The following is a 17,336-nucleotide window of genomic DNA, read 5'->3' as shown; positions in this document are numbered from 1 at the left end:
CGTTTTATACCAAAAATCACAAACGATTTGTAGGTTTTAGCGGCGAAACGCGATGAAAAATGCGCTCATTGCATAGAACGTCTACTATTTAATCAGATAAATTGTGAACGGATTTATTGAATACTGGGTATAAAAACAGAGGTTCTTTGTTTCTGATAAGCAAGTAAATGAATATCAAAAACAAGAGTCTCAACACCATTGTTCAATGAGGCTAAAAGCATGGAAACGCGGCATCTCAGCAACTCACATTTCAAATCTGACTCCCCCATCAACAAATTGATCATGTTTATGGTTGTCACGATTACCTTATTTCTGGTTTTAATTGCTCCAGGATGGAAACAAGCCATGTTGTCGGTGATCTTGATGGCACTCATCGTTGGCTTTGCCATTGTAATGATCAAAAAGAGCCAGGTCTCTTTCACGCTCACCGCTTCTCATTTCCAGCAACATCTTTTCAAAGGCGGCTGGGTACTACGTTGGAAAGACATTGATTCAATCGGTATTTGCACCTACGAGCAAGAAGGTTGGCATCAGCCTTTACCTTGGATTGGTATTCGCTTGAAGCACTATTCCCCTTATCTCAACTCGATCTGTCCTCGAATCGCAACGGAAATTTTATTAGGGCAACGAGCTTTGCTTTACTTAGGCGCAAGACAAAATAATTGCGAAACAAAATTTGAAGATATGGTGTTAGACCCCGCTCCATACATTAATCAAGAAGGCATGCATTACGAAGGTCTGCAAGCCATGCTGGCGAATAGAATGAAGTATCAGAGGCAGTTTTACGGCTATGACGTGTTTATTTCAGCCAGTGACTTAGACCGAGAAGCTGAAGAGTTTGTGGGATTGGCTCGACGTTACTTAGCTGCCGCCGAGCCAGATGCTTAATTCAATGCGCCTTAATATAGAGGCATTTCGTCTGCAACGAATGGGTTTGTCTTGCGTTCATGACCAAACGTCGATTGTGGGCCATGCCCAGGAACGAAAGTTACATCGTTGCCGAGTGGCCACAGCTTTTCTTTGATCGAACTTATCAATGTATTGAAGTCCCCTTGAGGGAAATCTGTACGACCTACACTGCCGTTAAACAAAACATCACCAACGAAAGCAAGACGAGCTTCTTCACTGTAAAGCACAACGTGACCAGGCGTATGTCCAGGCGTATGAATAACATCTAAAGTTTGGTTGCCAAAAGAGACCTTATCGCCCTCATTTAGCCATTGATGTGGTTCAAACGCTTCAGTCAATGGGAACCCAAACATTTGACTCTGACCTTCCAAGCCTTGCAACCAGAAGTTATCCGCTTTGTGTGGCCCAACAATTTCAGTGCCACCAAGAAGAGCAGATAATGGTTCAGTGCCGCCCACATGGTCTAAGTGACCGTGTGTCAGAACTAGGTTTACAACCTCAACACCCAACTCTTTGATCAGCATTGCCAGTTGCTTTTCATCACCACCCGGGTCAACCACAATGCCCTTCATGGTTTCATCACACCAGACAATAGAACAGTTTTGAGAGAAAGATGTTACGGGAACAACTTGGTACTTCAGAGCCATAGATAACCTATACCGAATAAATTTTCGTGAAAACTGCGGCAACTATGACACTAAGCCTGAGTGACTTCAAGCGCTGAGCCATGGGTAATTAACGACTTTCTACGTCAATAAATTAAGTCTTAGGCAGGCATTACCAAGAACGTACTGCGCCGGTATCGATATGTACAAAGTTACTGCGTGGGTAATAGCCAACACCACCCGCTTTTAAACTTAATGCGGCATCACGCACGGTCGAAAGCTTGACGCCATCTAAGCGAAAATCGATCGCTTTGCCTTCCATGTGCATGCTTTTCTTTGCCACGCCAGAAGAGTTGTTGCGTAGCGATGCATTCGTTAGAGGCGAACGGTACCCTGAAATCACAATTACCTCTGCATCGGTACCTATCAGTGCTTGGATCTGACTGATTTGATCAAATAAGCGGCGGTCCATTGGATGGATTTCGTTGCGACGATGGTCACGACAAAACTTATCAAGCCGTTTAAGTTCCTCGTCCACATAAGTACTACCGTTGAAGTAGCATGACTCCAAAAGCTCACCAGTATTGAGATTATTCATCGCAAGCACACGAGGTTCATCAGGCAATGAAGCCCAAGACAAACTTGGCATCGCCGAGGCGACCACAACACCACCAGCGGTCATTTTAAGAAAATCACGACGGGAAAAATTACGACTTACCATGACAAATATACTGCTCAATTACTGTACGAGCAGCGGACATTACCGAAACCTATTTAACGCGTCAAATGCATAAACCGGCCCGGCTTGTCGCTTTTAGGCTGGATTTTTTGCTTACTTATTGAACAAAAAACAGATTTTCTTAATTGTAAATTTTCTTAAATTAAGTGTGCCCTTTACCCTTGGTCGTCGTATTGATAAATATCATCACGGTAGTAGAGCGTGCCTTCTTCTAACCACGCGGTTTGATAAATGATGTGCACTTGAATTCGCTCACTCAAAGGCACTGAGGTGTTGGAGCGACGTCCACTTTGACGTTTTTTCGCTAACCGTTCTTCAAGACCTTGCGTTTTAAAGAGCAACTCAGCAAGTTGATCAGCATGCTCAACGCGAACACACCCTGAGCTGAACGCTCTCCGATCTTGATCGAACAAGTTTTTGCTTGGAGTATCGTGTAGATAGATTGCTTGTGGGTTCGGCATATTAAACTTGTACAACCCTAAAGCATTGTGCGAACCCGATGACTGTCTCATCCGGTAAGGAAAGCTTCTTGGGTTGACCGTTGCCCAGTTAATTGTGGTTGGGTCAATGATCTCTTGCGAGGTCCATGATCGGATGATCTGGATATTATGCTCGATCAGATACATGGGATTGCGCTTCACCTTAGGGATGATGTCCTTAACCATGATCTTCCAAGGAACATTCCAAGTTGGGTTTAAGATAACGGAATCAAGCGTGCCCGTCATGATTGGGGTCTTGCGTGATGCTCTCCCCACCACTACTTTGGATTCAAACAGTGCTTGTCCTTGATGCCAGTAGGTCACTTCGTAACCGGGGACATTGACAAACACCACATTGTCACGCTCTTTTGCCCAAATCCGCGAGCGCTCTGCGTTAAGTGCTAGAGAGTGCAATCGTTGCTCAGGAGAGAAGTTGATCCAGCGAATCGTATTGGGGCCGATGATACCGTCTTGCTTCAAGCCATGAATACGTTGAAACTCCATCACCACCAGTTCTAGGTTTTCATCATAACGTGTGGTCTCTGTGTCTAAATGACCGACTTCAACGCCCACGATTTGCATCCGCGCTATCAGGCTCGATTTATCAAATAGCTCGTCTCCGACTCTCGCCAATCTCTGCTCTTGCTGATACAAAGGGAACTCAAACTGCGCGTAAGTCGATAATGAAGCAAAGGCGGTATTAAATGATGCATCCATTTGTAGGGGGGAGCGAAGTTCGGCAAGAAACTGGTCAAGTTTGCCTACCGTGATTTCATTACTCAACAACGACAGCGTTTCGATACTTGGCGCAGGCAGTTTGACGTGAACTTTATTTGCAAATAGCCAATTGATGCCTTCTTGTGGAACTTGTTCAAGGTAGGACAAATACATGAGGAGTGAATCACTCATCACCAGATCAAAGTCAAGCTCATCACCTTGTTCGCGTACTTGTTCAATACGTCGCAGTTGGTCATCAAATTCAGAGGTCACATCCGCCAATGCCACCAGCTCAATTTGAAAGATGAGTTGATCAACATCAGTTTCATTTTCCCAGTTGAGACGGTAGTTGGTGCTTTGGTAGAGCTGATCGATGACATCTGGATAGTGGATCATCTTCTCCACAGACAACTGATCAACCGCGCCCTCTTGCACTGTTTGTGCAGATGCATCGGGAGAAACCACGGTTGAAAAGCTGCAAAACGGCACCAAAAGTGCCGTTATCATTATGAGTCTAGCAATCACTGAAACGATCCCTTCGTTACGTGCCATAAAAAAAGTATGGCAAATATCTCACGGGTTGCCGCTTTAAAATTAAGAATCTGCAAACGAAAATGCCAACAAGATCCTCAATAAGATGTTACTTAATGATCTTTCTAGACAATTCTCGCCCAGTGGTTATCCCATTGAACGCCGCTAGCAAAAGTATTCTTTGACTCTGTAGGTCTTTGTTCGACCACTCTCCCTGCGCCAGAGCTGACGCGAAACTCATCACCGTAAGTGACGACACCAGAAGCATCTGGTAGTGCATTCAATTCAACCAACTGCCCGGTGGATTTCGACCAAATACCGTAACAACTTCCCGGAGGTGATGTTGCTAATATCCAATCTTCTGTCGCAGCAATGCTTGCCACATAATGATTAAAACGCGCCCACTGCTCCGGTTCAGCTTGCAAATCTTGCATTTCACCACCACGCGTATGCATGGCGATCAAAGCTGGGTATTCATCCGGCTCACCACGATATTGCTGACCGCAAAGCACTGTCTCAACACCATCATGTGCAAGGTGACGAATACTCAGCTTATGATCGGGTAAAGACACTTGGTCTAACAATTCTCCTTCTTGCGAAAGATAGCTCAGACTTGGCGTCATGGTATTTAGATTAAGCGGCTCGCGTCCATTCGTGTGGACGCCACCAACACCAATGGCTAAAGCGCCGTCAGGCATCATGATGACTTCATGAGGTCCGAGACCAAATCCGCTCAATTCATCAATTTTTTGATACTGCCTTTGCGCATCATAAACTCCGATGATCCCTCGGCTTGTTCCCCTTTCCCCCTCAGTAGCAAATAAGTAATGACCATCATGGGAGTAAACACCATGCCCATAGAAATGGCGGTCCGCTTTTGCTAACTCCAGTTTGACCATTTGCTCCGAACGATAGTCAAACACCATAAAAAAGGTGCCGGGACGACGACCAAAGACAACCGCATGACCTTGCGGGTTGGTCGCCACGCCATGACCCCGTTCAGGGATTGGCAGCGAAGACAGCGGCATGCCATGTTCATCGGCAACTACGGCAGCGTATTTGCCGCGTCCAATGATAGAGCAGCCAATCAAAGCAGGCTCGCGTGTGTTTGTTGAAGTGCAACCGAACGGCAGAACAGGGGCAGCCGCTCCAAACAAAGCGGCTTTCAGCAAGGTTCGGCGAGTTTGATCAGTCACCATCGGTTGCATTGAATCCTATAACGACACCAAGTTCGATAGCCACCTCTTCGTGGATCAGATACTTCAGTTGCTCAAGCTTGTTGTATTGTGCGAGAACCATTCGATAACCGTCTTTGGTTTGCAGCGCGGCAAACAAACTTTTATCTTCAGGCCACGTATCCAATGCCATATCAAATTGATGAACAACACGATCAGCTAATTCACTATGCCCCTGCTCACGAAGCAATGCATCTAAACCAGAGCCGTTAGCAAGATAGAGAGCCTGTAACGCTTCAAGGTTAGCCTTCAAGTTAGACAATGAAGTTTGTGAACGCCATGATTCTGAGAAATAAGGACGCGGTTTGCCTATTTTGGCCAATGGACGGCTCAGCTTCTTCATGCTGTATTCTAATTGATTAGACAGCAACGAAATGTACTCAGACTCCCACTCCGTCATGTCTAATGACTTCCATGGGTTTTGTGCCCATGAACCTGCAATGATGTTTGCTTTGTTATTAAGGTTTTCTGCAATCGCAACACTGGTAGCACACGTATTGCTATTAGTAGATAAACTCGACGCCTTGTCGTAAAGCAACCATTCCAGCGCACCCAACCCTTGTACTGTTACGCTTTGAGTCGAAATATCCTCTGCGCTCCAAACTTGGTCAGACTTCGTTAAGACCGACATTTTTCGTCCAGTCGTGTTCTTCTTATCTGGCCAAAATTGCACATTCCAGCTCTGCTCTAATGCGGTCGCAGGTCCACGCTCTTGCCCTTGTAATGCCATCCACACCAACATGGTTTGATGCCATTGCTGCTTAATTTGTGCGTCACCTTTCATTTGTGAAGCACAGTATTCTGTGAGGCTCTGCTCTAACTTGGTTGTCTGAGTTACAAACGCCTGTACCGCGTTAAACTCCACCTCGTATACGTTTTGTGAAATATGGCTTGTACTCTCGGGCTCAACAGAGCTTGACCCGTTTGTCGATTGGCAGCCAGCCAAACTTAACGTTGCGGCAATCGCACTCACTAACAAAGTTTTTTTCATGGTTGGCTCCTTATAGAGAATTCAGGAATACGATCAATGCGTCGCGTTCTTTCTTGTTGAGCGCTAAAACGTTTTGCTTAGCCGTTTCTGCCTCGCCGCCGTGCCACAATACGGCTTCCATTAAGTTACGCGCACGACCATCATGTAAGAAGTAAGTATGACCATTCACCTCTTCGGTATAACCAATCCCCCATAACGGCGCGGTTCGCCATTCACGGCCATTCGCTAGGTACTCAGGACGGTTATCTGCCAAGCCGTCACCCATGTCATGCAGAAGCATATCGGTATAAGGGTGAATAAGTTGCTCAGAAAGAGCCGGTAATTCCGGTCGCTTAGCGGTTTTTACGCTCGTCTTGTGGCAACTTTCGCAGCCAGAAGACGCAAAAATCTGCTGACCAAGCTGAACCTCGGGATCATTGATATTTCGACGTGCCGGTACTGCGAGGTGTTGACTGTAGAACTCAACAAAATCGAGGATATTTTTACTCACCTCTGGTTTGCCGCCATTAGGCATGTCATCACAAATCGTCTGCTTAGAAGTGCAGTTTTCGTTCGGGAACAAATGACTAGTCAGACCCACATCGCCGTTAAATGCAGCGGCGTTTTGTTGCATGAGCGTCGGTTGCCCTGCTTTCCAGCCAAATCGACCAATTGAGAAATCGTCTTTTTCGATGTCCCACACTTTATTCACTTTGCCAGAGATACCATCTTTGTTTGTATCTTGCTCGTCAGCCCAAGCCAGCAACGTTTTATCGGGAATGCTCTCCAGCAAACCAAGACCGATCATTGGCGGAGCAACACGCGCAGAGAACTCTGTCTCAGGGTGCATCGCCCCATAACCTAAATCCGTAATTTGCAGCACTGGCTTTCTGAGTACGACCTTGGTGCCATCTTTAAAAGTAACTGGCACGTCGGTGTAACTGATATTGATTTTGCCTTCCGGCGTTTGATCTTGCAGTGCAAAATCTTGTAGCTGCCCACCGTAAGTTGGCTCAGGGATACCGCCATCTTTGATGTACGCTTTTTTCTGCTCCGGAGTCATTGCTGGAATACTGAGGCGCACTAGCATAGAGACCGCATGCAAATCGTCTTTTTCCGGCGGATGACCACGCCCATCTTTGATATGGCAGTTTTGGCAACCATTCGTGTTAAACAAAGGTCCCAGTCCATCGCGAGCGTCTGTTGATGCAGGCGCTTGTACCCAAGGGTTACGGAAGAAACTGTTGCCGACACTAAAGTCCAGCCGTTTGCTCATCGGCAGGTTGGCAGCAGGAAGAGAATACGCGTTAGCGCCGTCTTTTTTGACGCTGGTTTTGCCACCAGACTTAACATCATAAGCCATGGCAGAAGAAGAAAGGAGCGCGACTAGCGCAGAATATAGGTATGGCTTCATATCATTGCTCTACTAATACGACAGGTGTGATAACAACGAGCTCAAACGGCAAAAGGGCTCACAAAGAGCCCTTATTTATTATGGTTTTCTTATTAAAACTCGTGATCAGCAGTATCAGGGCTTAAGCTGTCGATACCGACGATGTTCGCCGCTCGCTCAATCGCACCTGTTTGAGCTACCAATGACATAATCGTGTCATTGACTAACGCATTGCCTTGCGTATTACCAGCTGCGATCAACTGGTCAAAGTGTTGGTTATTCTTCTCTGCAGAAGTAACCAGCTCGCCCACTTGGCTACGTGTTGTATCAAACTGCTTTTGGATCTCTTTTGCCGCTTGTTTGTCTTTTTGAGCGACTAAATCCGCAATACTTGGACCAGACAGTTCTTTTCCGTCAACACCTTTGTACGTACCTGTGTAAACGTTGTAGATGCCTTGCTCATTGTAGTAATGAGAGTTATGCGTGTTGTCTGAGAAACAATCGTGCTCATCTTCAGTAGAGTTTGCCTCTAGCGCTACTTTCATACGTTCGCCCGCTAGTTCACCTAGAGACAGAGAGCCCATGCCGAACAACATCTTACGAAGACCATTATCCGCAGATTCGCTTAGAAGCTCTTCACGGTAATTACCTTTTACTTCCGAAGACCACTGCTTCTCCATCCACTCAAGATCCTGAACCAACAGATCTGCAGCCGCTTTTAGGTACTCACCACGACGGTCACAATGATCATTCGTACATTCAGAACCAACCACAAAGTCAGTATAAGCACGCTGACCCGCACCCGCATTTGTGCCATTTAGATCTTGGCCCCAAAGTAGGAATTCAATCGCGTGGTAACCAGAAGCAACGTTTGCTTCAGAGCCACCCACTTCGTTTAGATCCGCTAGCAACTCTGGTGTAATTTTTGAAACGTCTAGCTTAGACGCACCAATTTGTAGGCTTGTGTTTGCGATGATATTTGCTGCAGCACCTTCGTTACCAAGCTCATATTGGTAATCAGAAGCGACATAGTCAATCAGACCTTCATCGAGCGGCCATGCGTTAAGCTGACCTTCCCAATCATCGACGATTGCGTTACCAAAACGGAAAACTTCAGACTGTTGGTATGGTACGCGAGCGTCAAGCCAAGCTTGTTTAACTTCTTCAAGCTTTTTCGCTGATGGGGATTCAAGAAACTCATCGATTTTTACGTCGAGTGTTTTCGCTGTAGTCACAGAATCAGCGAACACGGCGTGTGCCACGTCAGCATAATGTTCGACCACTTGTTGTTTAGTTACTGTCGCAGCAACCGTAGAACCACTGGCAATGAGGAGTGATGCAGCAATAGATTGGACTAATACTGTTTTTGCATTCATCTGAAGCATCCTTGTTGAGCATTTTAATTATCGTATTGGTAGTGCTAATTATTCTTATTTGCACTTTTGTCCCGAGATAATACAAATTTACAATTTATTTGCAACTCCAGATACAAAAAAAGCCTCATAAAAATGAGGCCTTTAACAGTCATTATTGTCAAATTTATCTTTAAGATTAAACCTTTAGGTGGTGTTTCCCGTGCGAAACCTTTGCTTTAAGATAATTTTCATTGCCATCTTTAATGTGCGCTGAAGTGTTGACAACCTCTGTAATTTCAATTCCGTATTCCGATAACTCACGGATTTTTTTAGGGTTATTAGTTACGAGACGGATTTTTCCAACCCCTAACGCCTCAAGCATTTGTGCCGCCTCGGTGAAATCGCGCAAGTCATCATCAAAGCCTAGGTGGTTGTTGGCTTCATATGTGTTCATACCCTGGCTTTGTAAACGGTACGCATCAATTTTGTTGTACAAACCGATCCCGCGACCTTCTTGGCGAAGATATAAGATAATGCCACCTGACTCACCCATTCGGTTGATGGTTTCTTCCAATTGCTCGCCACAGTCACAGCGTGAAGAGTGGAACACATCACCAGTCAGACACTCAGAGTGCATGCGCACTAAAGGCATGTCTTGTGTTTGGTCTGCTTGCTTAAAGATAATTGCTACATGCTCTTTATCCGTCTTCAGACCGCGAAAAGACAGGATTTCGGCATCAATGTTACTGTTAGCCCCGACTTTAAAATCTACTCTGGCACGTACTTCCGCCATATCTACACTCACTCGATTTATTGCTTGATGCATGTTCGTTATTGCATTCATGGGATTGTTCTCATTTGCTCTTCAACTATGGGGATTGATACCGCATTTTTCAATGTTGAGATCACAACGAGCCCTATTCTTATGTGTGACAAGCTTGGAAATCCTATCGGAATAACACCCGCTAGCCGACTTTACAATTGTTATAATATAACATTTATGACGAACTACAATAAAAAAACCCCAGACATATTTGCCTGGGGTTTAGAAAGAGTTATTAAAATCTGGCATTCAATGCGTTTGGCTTCGCTTCCATACGGCGAGCTCAATCCAGACCGCTTCGAGTTCTTGAATTTCCTCGTCGGTCAACACCGCGAGAGATGAAGTGACTTGAGGCAGTTTCGGTGACTGCAATGCACGAATCTGCGAATAAAAGTCCTTTTTTAATTGCGTTATAACTGAATCCACTGCGTACACCTATTCATTCTTTATTACTCCTCCAGCTCAATTTATATCGTTTGCTATTCGCTGGAGCATTCATAAATTCGAGAAAATGATAACATTCTGTTTGTTATGTGCACAATTTATTTTTAATAGTGGAATAACGGTCACATTAATCACGCCTTATCATTCGGATCGAATATAGGACAAAAAAGATCAAAAATAACGCCGGAAGGATCCACAGCATGGCAGTAGAATAATTAAATGGTGGTTTATATAGAACAATATTCCCATAACGAGTCACCAAATAATCTTTCACTTCTTGATCTGAATGTCCTTCATTCACCATGGTATACACTTTCAAACGCAGGTCTTTTGCAGCCTGCGCGTTTGACTCAACTAAGTTTTGGTTCTGACACTGCGGACAGCGTAATGTCTTGGCTAATCTCGTTGCACGTTGTTGCAGTTCAATAGAATGAAACTCAAACAGATCAACATTCTGCACAATTTCTTCACTCTTTAGCGAAGAAGAAAATAACGCAAACGTGACTAGCATGAGAAATAGATAATTAAATCGAAACATTCAAATAACCTGAAAATATATCGTTCCATTTATCCGAAGTTAACTCACCTCGATATTTGATCAACACCCTGCCATTTTGATCAATCAAATACGTTTCTGGTGTTCCAATAACCCCTAGCTCAACTGCAAGCCTACCATTTGGATCACTGATCACCTCTGTGTATGGATTTCGTTTAGAGCTCAAATATTCACGAGCGGCTTGATCGTTGTCTCGATAATTCAGTCCAATAATAACGACACCAAGCTCAGCAAGTTGCAATAATTCTTCATGTTCACGCTTGCATATGCCGCACCAAGATGCCCAAACATTCAGTAATTTATACTGTTCCTTTTTAAAAACTTGCTGAGTGACGTCATTACCCGAAAGTAAAGACGTGGCGGTAAATTCAGGGATGGATAAATTGCGCTGCTGAGACAATTCGACATTCGGTCTATCTGATAACGCGATAGTCGCTACAACAGCAAATGCAATCACACTCGCGACTAACCCTGCTAGTTTAAGCGTATTTCTCGGTCGCATTGAATGCCTCTTTTCTTTTCGTCATTAATGTCGTGCACATACCTAGCACCGCTAGAATGCCGCCGATCCAGATCCACCAGATCCCAGCCCGATACTGCACTTTAATCGCATAAGCATGAATATCGACTTTATCACCTAACGTCACATAGTAATCCCCATACCACCGCGAGCGAATCGCTGGTTCGGTCATATTCATCACTCGCACAGGGTAATGGCGTTTCTCTGGCGTAAAGTTGAGACGGCTACCGTCCTCAAGACGTAGCTCGATCATTCCTTGCTCGGCAGTGTAGTTTGGACCTACTCGCCACTCTATCCCATGATAGTCGATGCTAATATCAGCTCTTTGAGACGTAGTACCCGGTTCTACTCGCAGATTATATTCATATGAATAGTCACTATTAAACACAGCTCCGCAACATGCTACCGCAAAGCCAATATGCGCAAACACCATTGGTAACCGCAAACGTCTATTTTCTGTTTTAAATAGCATTAAGGCATGTGACACTCCGACCCACGTTGACAATACTAGCGTGATAAGGCTTGTCAGATGAATAACGTCGACAGTAAAGATAAAAGCAAACCCGACAACAAACGAGATCGCGCCTGCAGTTCCGGTTTGGGAAGCCATCGTCTGATTGATGCCTTTACTCCATTTCAGGATGGGCATTAGCACAAGAGCAACGAGCGCTAGCAGGCTTAAAGGGAAGATAAGGCTGTTAAAATACGGTGCTCCTACTGAAATATTCCCCAACCCCAAGAGTTGATAAAGCATAGGGTAAAAGGTGCCGAGAAAGACGATTGCTGTCGTCATAACGAGCAATCCAACTGCAAAATAAACGGTGTAGGCTCGGCTGGTTAATGTGTGAAGTTGAAAACGGGCGATATGTTCGCCTTTGGTGATAAGCAAGGCAAAAGTCACAATCACTAGCAGACACAGCACGCTAAGCAGTACAAGACCTTTGGTTGGATCTACAGCAAATGCATGCACCGAAGTGAGCACACCAGAACGCACCACAAATGTGCCGAGAATACTCAAGCTGAATGTTGCAAAAGCTAACGCATAAGTGCTCCAAATTGCGCCCTTGTTTCTCGTCGCAATGACCCCACTATGAAGTAACGCACTACCAGTTAGCCAAGGAAGCAACGACGCATTTTCTACTGGGTCCCAGAACCACCAGCCACCCCATCCAAGTTCGTTATAAGCCCACCAAGACCCAACGATGATACCCAACGTGAGAGTGCCCCAAGCAAAAAGTACTGGACCACGTGCTGCGTTATACCATTCATGAATTGGTCGCGGACCTAACAGCGCCGCTAGAGCAAATGCCAAAATTGCCGCATAACCAACGTAGCCCAAATACAGCAAAGGTGGATGAATAATCAGCCCTACGTCTTGCAACATCGGATTCAAATCCCGCCCTTGTGTAGCCAACTCTTGCGCGTATTCAAATGGATTAGAAGTAAGGAGTGTAAACCACGCAAACACCGCAATCAGAATATTCATAATACCTAAACAATCAGCGGTGTATTGCCCACTAATAGGTAACTTGCGTGCTATGTAGGAACCCCAAAGACTTAACGTGACCACCCAAAACAACATCGAGCCTTGGTGTCCTCCCCATGCGGCAGCAATTTTAAATGCCATGGGCAATTGGCTATTGGAATGAGTGACCACGTACTCTAAGGCGAAGTTGTCCTGAATAAAACTGATGATCAATAGGGTTAAACAAACTAAAGAGGCTAAGCTGATGATGTGTGACATCGCTATTTGATGGGGCAATACCACCTTCTTATTCATGGCGCGCCTCATCCAATGCAATAATGCCGTACAAGTCGATGCGACACCGACCAGTATCAATAAGAAAAATCCCAGCTCAGCCTCCATTTTTCCTCCTTTATACGATGGTCATTTGACCGGCATAGAGAATGAAGGTACGAAGCATCAATACCCCAACCAAACTCAAAGAAGTCACCACGAACACATAGCCACCTTTGTGACGAACTTCGGCAGGCGTCAACCAATTGAGCGTCAAAGGCATTAACATGCCGATGAGGATCACGCCTCCCCAGAACCATTGTGCCCAAAAACCCGTCGATATCGCATTCCAAGCCGCGACTTCGTTCTGACCACCGCTGAAGATCAGTCCGGTAAAGAAGGTAACTAGGACAAACAACTCAAACAATACGACTGGGCGTTCAAATCCGTGTACCCATGACACACTAGGACTGCTGGTTGGTTCTTTAAATACCAAGATACCAAACATCAAACTGGCCGCAGCACCGGAAGACAAACTTGAAAATAGGAACAAGATTGGTAGCACTGGATTGTTAAGCATTGGGTAAGTCTTGAGTGCAGACAATAAGAAGCCAGTGTATGCCGCGAGTACAATCGCCAAGAAACCTAAGAACAATTCTACGGCATTATTCGCTTTACCTGCTTTGATCAAGACAGTATCCGCCAAATCGAGCAATTTGCTCGGCAATTTTCCTTCACAAAAACGGATGATTTGATGACGGAAAATAGTGCCAATCCACACGAACAAAACAATCATATAGACTTGGAACAGGATGACGCCCATCGACATAACTGACGTCGGGTTGTAGTAAATCATGATCTTCCAAAACTCGAGAGGTTTGGTTAAGTGGAAAATCAAAATCACTAATCCCGAGATAATGCCAAATGGTGCTAGCCAAGCCATTGCTTTCATGATGCCATTATTCGCCGGATCACCTTCAATGACTTTGCGCTTAAGATAGAGCGCGATCATCACAGCTCCAGCCGACATGCCCGCTAAGAATAAGTAAATCGCGATGATCCAATCCCAGACTAACGAGTCAAAATGGAAAGCACTTTCAAAGCCGTTCATGATGACACCTCCCCTTTACTATGCGGAATTTTGTACAGCTTAGGTTGCGTACCCAAATGTGATTTATCGCGGTACACCACATGGCTTTCTATCGCTTTACTCACGTCACTCGTTGGATCGTTCAGATCGCCAAATATCAGCGCCTTAGTTGGGCAAGATTCAACACAAGCTGGTTGTTTACCTTGCGCTAAATTGGTATCTCTACAGAAGTTACATTTGTCCGCAGAATGGTCGACGGGATTAAAGAAACGCACTTGATAAGGACAAGCAGCAAGACAGTAACCACAACCGACACACTTTTCCTTGTGTACATCGACAATACCAGTCGCTTCATCTTTATAGGCAGCCCCTGTTGGGCATACATATACACAAGGAGGGTTATCACAATGCTGGCAGGACTCTCGAGTGAACTGATACTCCACGTCAGGAAATTCACCAATCGGTTCACCACGGTGAATTTTAAGGCGTGTCACGCCATCAGGCACCTTATTTACTTCTCTGCAAGCATCAGTACAGGCGGTACACCCAATACAAGCGTTCTCATCATGCACCATACCTAAACGTTGACCTTGTTCACTGTCGCTGGCATAAAGAGAGGAGCTCACAACAGAGGTGCCTGCAACGCCAGTGGTCAATATCAATGCGCCGCTGCCGGCTAAAAAGTTTCTTCTCGAACATTTCATGCTATCTCTCCTCTTCTTTTGCGAGCTCAGGTTTGACGGCAAATTCAGAGTGACAATCCACGCACTGTTTGATCAGTTGCTTTCTGTCGTACGACAGCGCTTTAGTTTTGGCGGCGTGTACATCATGACAATTTGAACAAGTGAGATTTTTAGCATGCACATCATGTGTCCAGTTGCTTTCTCTTAGCTTTGTTGGTGTATGACAATCCACACACTGGCTGTTCGCTTTGAGGATCAAGCTTGGGTCTAAGAACACTTTGTCGTGCACCGCTTTCGATTGAGCCGCTGAAAACTTGATTACATCAGGCGCGCCTTCTCGATGGTCAGGACCGATATTACTATGGCAGTTGGTGCAATTAAGCTGTTTACCCTGACTGAGTAACGCTTGAGGATCATGCGAAAGGCTCAGAGTCTCTTTGGCATCCTTGTGACATTGCAGACATTTATAGTCTCTGTCACGGATTAACTCGACTTGATGACGCTCAGATTGAGCTCCATCAATTGGCTCTGAAGAAGTCGCATGGGCGGCGATGGTAAAACCATAGATGGCAAGGATGAAGAGAAATTTCAGCATTGTCTCTATGGTCAATTTTATATTGCCCATATTTTTCTTTCCTTAGCTCGATAATAATTGATAACTATTCTCAACTATTTATTTGAGCGACAATTAATTTCCTCTGAAGATATTTTCCAAATCTTCAAATGACATCAATTCTTATTTCGGAAAGCCACAACGCTAAACCTATATTTATAATACCTCTATTATTCATAAGGGGTAGAAACACCTGTTCAAAAAGCGAACTAAATCACCCTATTTTTAAAATGGTTTAAAAAGCCAACCCCTTATCAAACAAGACATTAATCACTACCCCTTTAGGGGTATATAAATCTAAATATGATTGAGATCACTGATGTAAATTGATCTAAAACAAGACAAGTTTCGCTCACTATTTCATCTCTTTAATTAACTAATAATATTAACTTTAGATCTCCGATTCTTATTTGGAATAGCTCCTCACAACGCTGCTAATAAAAACGAATATGGAGATAACACCGTGAGCATAAAACACTGGATGAGCGCACCAATCGCGGTTGCGACCTTATTCGCCAGCCAATTATTTTTGGCCGGCGCTCCGTTGGCAGCAGAAGAGAAAGGTCTCATGGACCCTCGCAATGATGCCTTTGAGCAACAACACCCTGACCAATACCACTCATGGAAAGCCACCTCTGAGAGCGAACATATTGAAGATGCCCTAGGCGAAGATCCGAACATGGTAATCTTATGGGCAGGCTATGGATTCGCGAAAGACTACAACAAGGCACGCGGTCACTTTTACGCACTCGATGATGTTCGCCAAACTCTACGTACTGGTGCACCTAGCGATGAGAAGTCCGGTCCCATGCCAATGGCGTGTTGGAGCTGTAAAAGCCCAGATGTGGCGCGTGTGATTGAAGAGCGAGGTGAAGACGGTTATTTCGAAGGGAAATGGGCACGTTTAGGCTCAGAAATCGTCAACCCGATCGGTTGTTCTGACTGTCATGACACGCGCTCTGAAGAGTTTAAGAAAGGTGAGCCTGCTTTAGCATTGACCCGTCCATACGTAGAACGTGCATTCGATACAATAGGCAAAAACTTTGATCAGCAATCTCGCCTAGATAAACAAGCATCAGTATGTGCGCAATGTCACGTAGAGTACTACTTTACGGGTCCGACGAAAGCCGTCAAATTCCCATGGGACATGGGCACTACCGTTAATGACATGGAGAAATACTACGACGCGCTAAATTTCAAAGATTGGACGCATGCAGTCTCCAAGGCACCAATGTTGAAAGCACAGCACCCGGGTTACGAAACGTGGCGTGATGGTATCCATGGCAAAAACAAAGTGGTCTGCGTGGACTGTCACATGCCTAAAGTAACCAAAGAAGACGGCACAGTTTACACCGATCACAAAGTGGGTAACCCATTTGATCGTTTCGAAGACACGTGTGCGCAATGTCATACCCAAACCAAAGAACAGCTGCAAGGCATCGTTTCGACTCGCAAAGCGCAAGTACTGAACATGAAGCTCACTGCCGAGAAGCAAATCGTGGCAGCGCACTTTGAGGCAGGAGCTGCATGGAAAGCCGGGGCAACAGAAGAAGAGATGCAACCTATCCTTCAAGATATCCGCCATGCACAATGGCGCTGGGATTACGCAATTGCCTCTCATGGCGTTCATATGCACGCACCTGAAGTGGCGCTTGAAGTACTAGGTACTGCAGTCGACCGCGCAGCAGACGCCCGTACTAAGCTGGTTCGTTTACTAGCGACGAAAGGCATTACTGACCCAGTACAGATCCCTGATATTTCAACTAAAGCCAAAGCACAACAAGCTCTTGGGATGGATATGGAAAAAATGAACGCGGACAAGAAACACTTCTTAGAGACCGTGGTTCCAGATTGGGATAAAGCAGCAGCGGAGCGCGAAGCAACGTACTAATCAACTAAGATAACACCATGTAAAGCAAAGGGCGCACAATGCGCC

General features: G+C 45.2%; 17 protein-coding genes. 2 read left to right on the top strand and 15 right to left on the bottom strand.

Annotation, left to right across the window (positions count from 1 at the left end):
- Nucleotides 1–219: 219 nt before the first annotated feature.
- Nucleotides 220–888, top strand: coding sequence for a DUF2982 domain-containing protein (locus ABMY42_RS08560; RefSeq protein WP_005445138.1), 669 nt, complete (start codon nucleotides 220–222; stop codon nucleotides 886–888).
- Between the two features lie 11 nt (nucleotides 889–899).
- Here the strand turns inward: ABMY42_RS08560 and ABMY42_RS08555 are convergent, their stop codons facing one another.
- From ABMY42_RS08555 to nrfB, 15 genes are all read right to left on the bottom strand, one after another.
- Nucleotides 900–1,556 (bottom strand): MBL fold metallo-hydrolase, encoded by a 657-nt coding sequence (locus ABMY42_RS08555; RefSeq protein ID WP_005445137.1) that lies wholly within the window; start codon nucleotides 1,554–1,556, stop codon nucleotides 900–902.
- A gap of 130 nt (nucleotides 1,557–1,686) precedes the next feature.
- Nucleotides 1,687–2,235, bottom strand: a complete 549-nt coding sequence (locus tag ABMY42_RS08550) for a DUF882 domain-containing protein (protein WP_005445130.1) — start codon at nucleotides 2,233–2,235, stop codon at nucleotides 1,687–1,689.
- A 173-nt stretch (nucleotides 2,236–2,408) separates the two neighbouring features.
- Nucleotides 2,409–4,001 (bottom strand): L,D-transpeptidase family protein, encoded by a 1,593-nt coding sequence (locus ABMY42_RS08545; RefSeq protein ID WP_349266201.1) that lies wholly within the window; start codon nucleotides 3,999–4,001, stop codon nucleotides 2,409–2,411.
- Between the two features lie 104 nt (nucleotides 4,002–4,105).
- Nucleotides 4,106–5,188: a DUF1513 domain-containing protein gene (locus tag ABMY42_RS08540; RefSeq protein ID WP_349266200.1), complete on the bottom strand. Its 1,083-nt coding sequence runs from the start codon at nucleotides 5,186–5,188 to the stop codon at nucleotides 4,106–4,108.
- Nucleotides 5,169–6,206 (bottom strand): imelysin family protein, encoded by a 1,038-nt coding sequence (locus ABMY42_RS08535; protein ID WP_172580802.1) that lies wholly within the window; start codon nucleotides 6,204–6,206, stop codon nucleotides 5,169–5,171. The genes ABMY42_RS08540 and ABMY42_RS08535 overlap by 20 nt, the downstream gene beginning before the upstream one ends.
- A gap of 10 nt (nucleotides 6,207–6,216) precedes the next feature.
- A complete protein-coding gene (locus ABMY42_RS08530) occupies nucleotides 6,217–7,599 on the bottom strand; it encodes a di-heme oxidoredictase family protein (protein WP_349266199.1) in 1,383 nt (460 codons plus the stop codon).
- Nucleotides 7,600–7,691: 92 nt separating this feature from the next.
- Entirely contained in the window at nucleotides 7,692–8,954 is a 1,263-nt protein-coding gene (locus ABMY42_RS08525) for an imelysin family protein (protein WP_005445123.1), read from the bottom strand.
- Nucleotides 8,955–9,129: 175 nt separating this feature from the next.
- Nucleotides 9,130–9,777, bottom strand: a complete 648-nt coding sequence (gene ribA / locus ABMY42_RS08520) for a GTP cyclohydrolase II (protein WP_017189463.1) — start codon at nucleotides 9,775–9,777, stop codon at nucleotides 9,130–9,132.
- Nucleotides 9,778–10,005: 228 nt separating this feature from the next.
- A complete protein-coding gene (locus tag ABMY42_RS08515) occupies nucleotides 10,006–10,182 on the bottom strand; it encodes a hypothetical protein (protein ID WP_005445119.1) in 177 nt (58 codons plus the stop codon).
- A 145-nt stretch (nucleotides 10,183–10,327) separates the two neighbouring features.
- Nucleotides 10,328–10,738 (bottom strand): heme lyase NrfEFG subunit NrfF, encoded by a 411-nt coding sequence (gene nrfF / locus ABMY42_RS08510; protein ID WP_005445117.1) that lies wholly within the window; start codon nucleotides 10,736–10,738, stop codon nucleotides 10,328–10,330.
- Complete coding sequence (locus tag ABMY42_RS08505) at nucleotides 10,725–11,258, bottom strand: DsbE family thiol:disulfide interchange protein (protein ID WP_005445115.1); 534 nt, start codon at nucleotides 11,256–11,258, stop codon at nucleotides 10,725–10,727. Before ABMY42_RS08505 ends, nrfF begins: the two co-directional genes overlap by 14 nt.
- Nucleotides 11,236–13,143: a heme lyase NrfEFG subunit NrfE gene (nrfE, locus tag ABMY42_RS08500; RefSeq protein WP_272759676.1), complete on the bottom strand. Its 1,908-nt coding sequence runs from the start codon at nucleotides 13,141–13,143 to the stop codon at nucleotides 11,236–11,238. Before nrfE ends, ABMY42_RS08505 begins: the two co-directional genes overlap by 23 nt.
- 10 nt (nucleotides 13,144–13,153) lie before the next feature.
- A complete protein-coding gene (nrfD, locus tag ABMY42_RS08495) occupies nucleotides 13,154–14,125 on the bottom strand; it encodes a cytochrome c nitrite reductase subunit NrfD (RefSeq protein ID WP_005445111.1) in 972 nt (323 codons plus the stop codon).
- Nucleotides 14,122–14,808 carry a cytochrome c nitrite reductase Fe-S protein gene (nrfC, locus tag ABMY42_RS08490; RefSeq protein ID WP_009698393.1) on the bottom strand — a complete coding sequence of 229 codons (687 nt, stop codon included), beginning with the start codon at nucleotides 14,806–14,808 and terminating at the stop codon, nucleotides 14,122–14,124. Before nrfC ends, nrfD begins: the two co-directional genes overlap by 4 nt.
- A gap of 1 nt (nucleotide 14,809) precedes the next feature.
- A complete protein-coding gene (nrfB, locus tag ABMY42_RS08485; protein WP_069687338.1) occupies nucleotides 14,810–15,412 on the bottom strand; it encodes a cytochrome c nitrite reductase pentaheme subunit in 603 nt (200 codons plus the stop codon).
- Between the two features lie 451 nt (nucleotides 15,413–15,863).
- Between nrfB and nrfA the strand changes: the two genes are divergently transcribed.
- Nucleotides 15,864–17,291, top strand: coding sequence for an ammonia-forming nitrite reductase cytochrome c552 subunit (nrfA, locus tag ABMY42_RS08480; RefSeq protein WP_005445107.1), 1,428 nt, complete (start codon nucleotides 15,864–15,866; stop codon nucleotides 17,289–17,291).
- The last annotated feature ends 45 nt before the right edge of the window (nucleotides 17,292–17,336 follow it).

The organism is Vibrio sp. SSH13-20, assembly GCF_040104475.1.
GTDB lineage: Bacteria > Pseudomonadota > Gammaproteobacteria > Enterobacterales > Vibrionaceae > Vibrio > Vibrio harveyi.
This window is presented reverse-complemented; position numbering and strand designations above follow the sequence as displayed.

Bases quoted from the DNA above. Each gene is read 5' to 3' on its own strand.
- ABMY42_RS08545 (WP_349266201.1), bottom strand. From the start codon at position 4,001: ATGGCACGTAACGAAGGGATCGTTTCAGTGATTGCTAGACTCATAATG.
- nrfE (WP_272759676.1), bottom strand. From the start codon at position 13,143: ATGGAGGCTGAGCTGGGATTTTTCTTATTGATACTGGTCGGTGTCGCA.
- nrfB (WP_069687338.1), bottom strand. From the start codon at position 15,412: ATGGGCAATATAAAATTGACCATAGAGACAATGCTGAAATTTCTCTTC.
- ABMY42_RS08525 (WP_005445123.1), bottom strand. From the start codon at position 8,954: ATGAATGCAAAAACAGTATTAGTCCAATCTATTGCTGCATCACTCCTC.
- ABMY42_RS08555 (WP_005445137.1), bottom strand. From the start codon at position 1,556: ATGGCTCTGAAGTACCAAGTTGTTCCCGTAACATCTTTCTCTCAAAAC.
- ABMY42_RS08540 (WP_349266200.1), bottom strand. From the start codon at position 5,188: ATGCAACCGATGGTGACTGATCAAACTCGCCGAACCTTGCTGAAAGCC.
- ribA (WP_017189463.1), bottom strand. From the start codon at position 9,777: ATGAATGCAATAACGAACATGCATCAAGCAATAAATCGAGTGAGTGTA.
- ABMY42_RS08535 (WP_172580802.1), bottom strand. From the start codon at position 6,206: ATGAAAAAAACTTTGTTAGTGAGTGCGATTGCCGCAACGTTAAGTTTG.
- nrfD (WP_005445111.1), bottom strand. From the start codon at position 14,125: ATGAACGGCTTTGAAAGTGCTTTCCATTTTGACTCGTTAGTCTGGGAT.
- nrfF (WP_005445117.1), bottom strand. From the start codon at position 10,738: ATGTTTCGATTTAATTATCTATTTCTCATGCTAGTCACGTTTGCGTTA.
- nrfC (WP_009698393.1), bottom strand. From the start codon at position 14,808: ATGAAATGTTCGAGAAGAAACTTTTTAGCCGGCAGCGGCGCATTGATA.
- ABMY42_RS08560 (WP_005445138.1), top strand. From the start codon at position 220: ATGGAAACGCGGCATCTCAGCAACTCACATTTCAAATCTGACTCCCCC.
- ABMY42_RS08550 (WP_005445130.1), bottom strand. From the start codon at position 2,235: ATGGTAAGTCGTAATTTTTCCCGTCGTGATTTTCTTAAAATGACCGCT.
- ABMY42_RS08505 (WP_005445115.1), bottom strand. From the start codon at position 11,258: ATGCGACCGAGAAATACGCTTAAACTAGCAGGGTTAGTCGCGAGTGTG.
- ABMY42_RS08530 (WP_349266199.1), bottom strand. From the start codon at position 7,599: ATGAAGCCATACCTATATTCTGCGCTAGTCGCGCTCCTTTCTTCTTCT.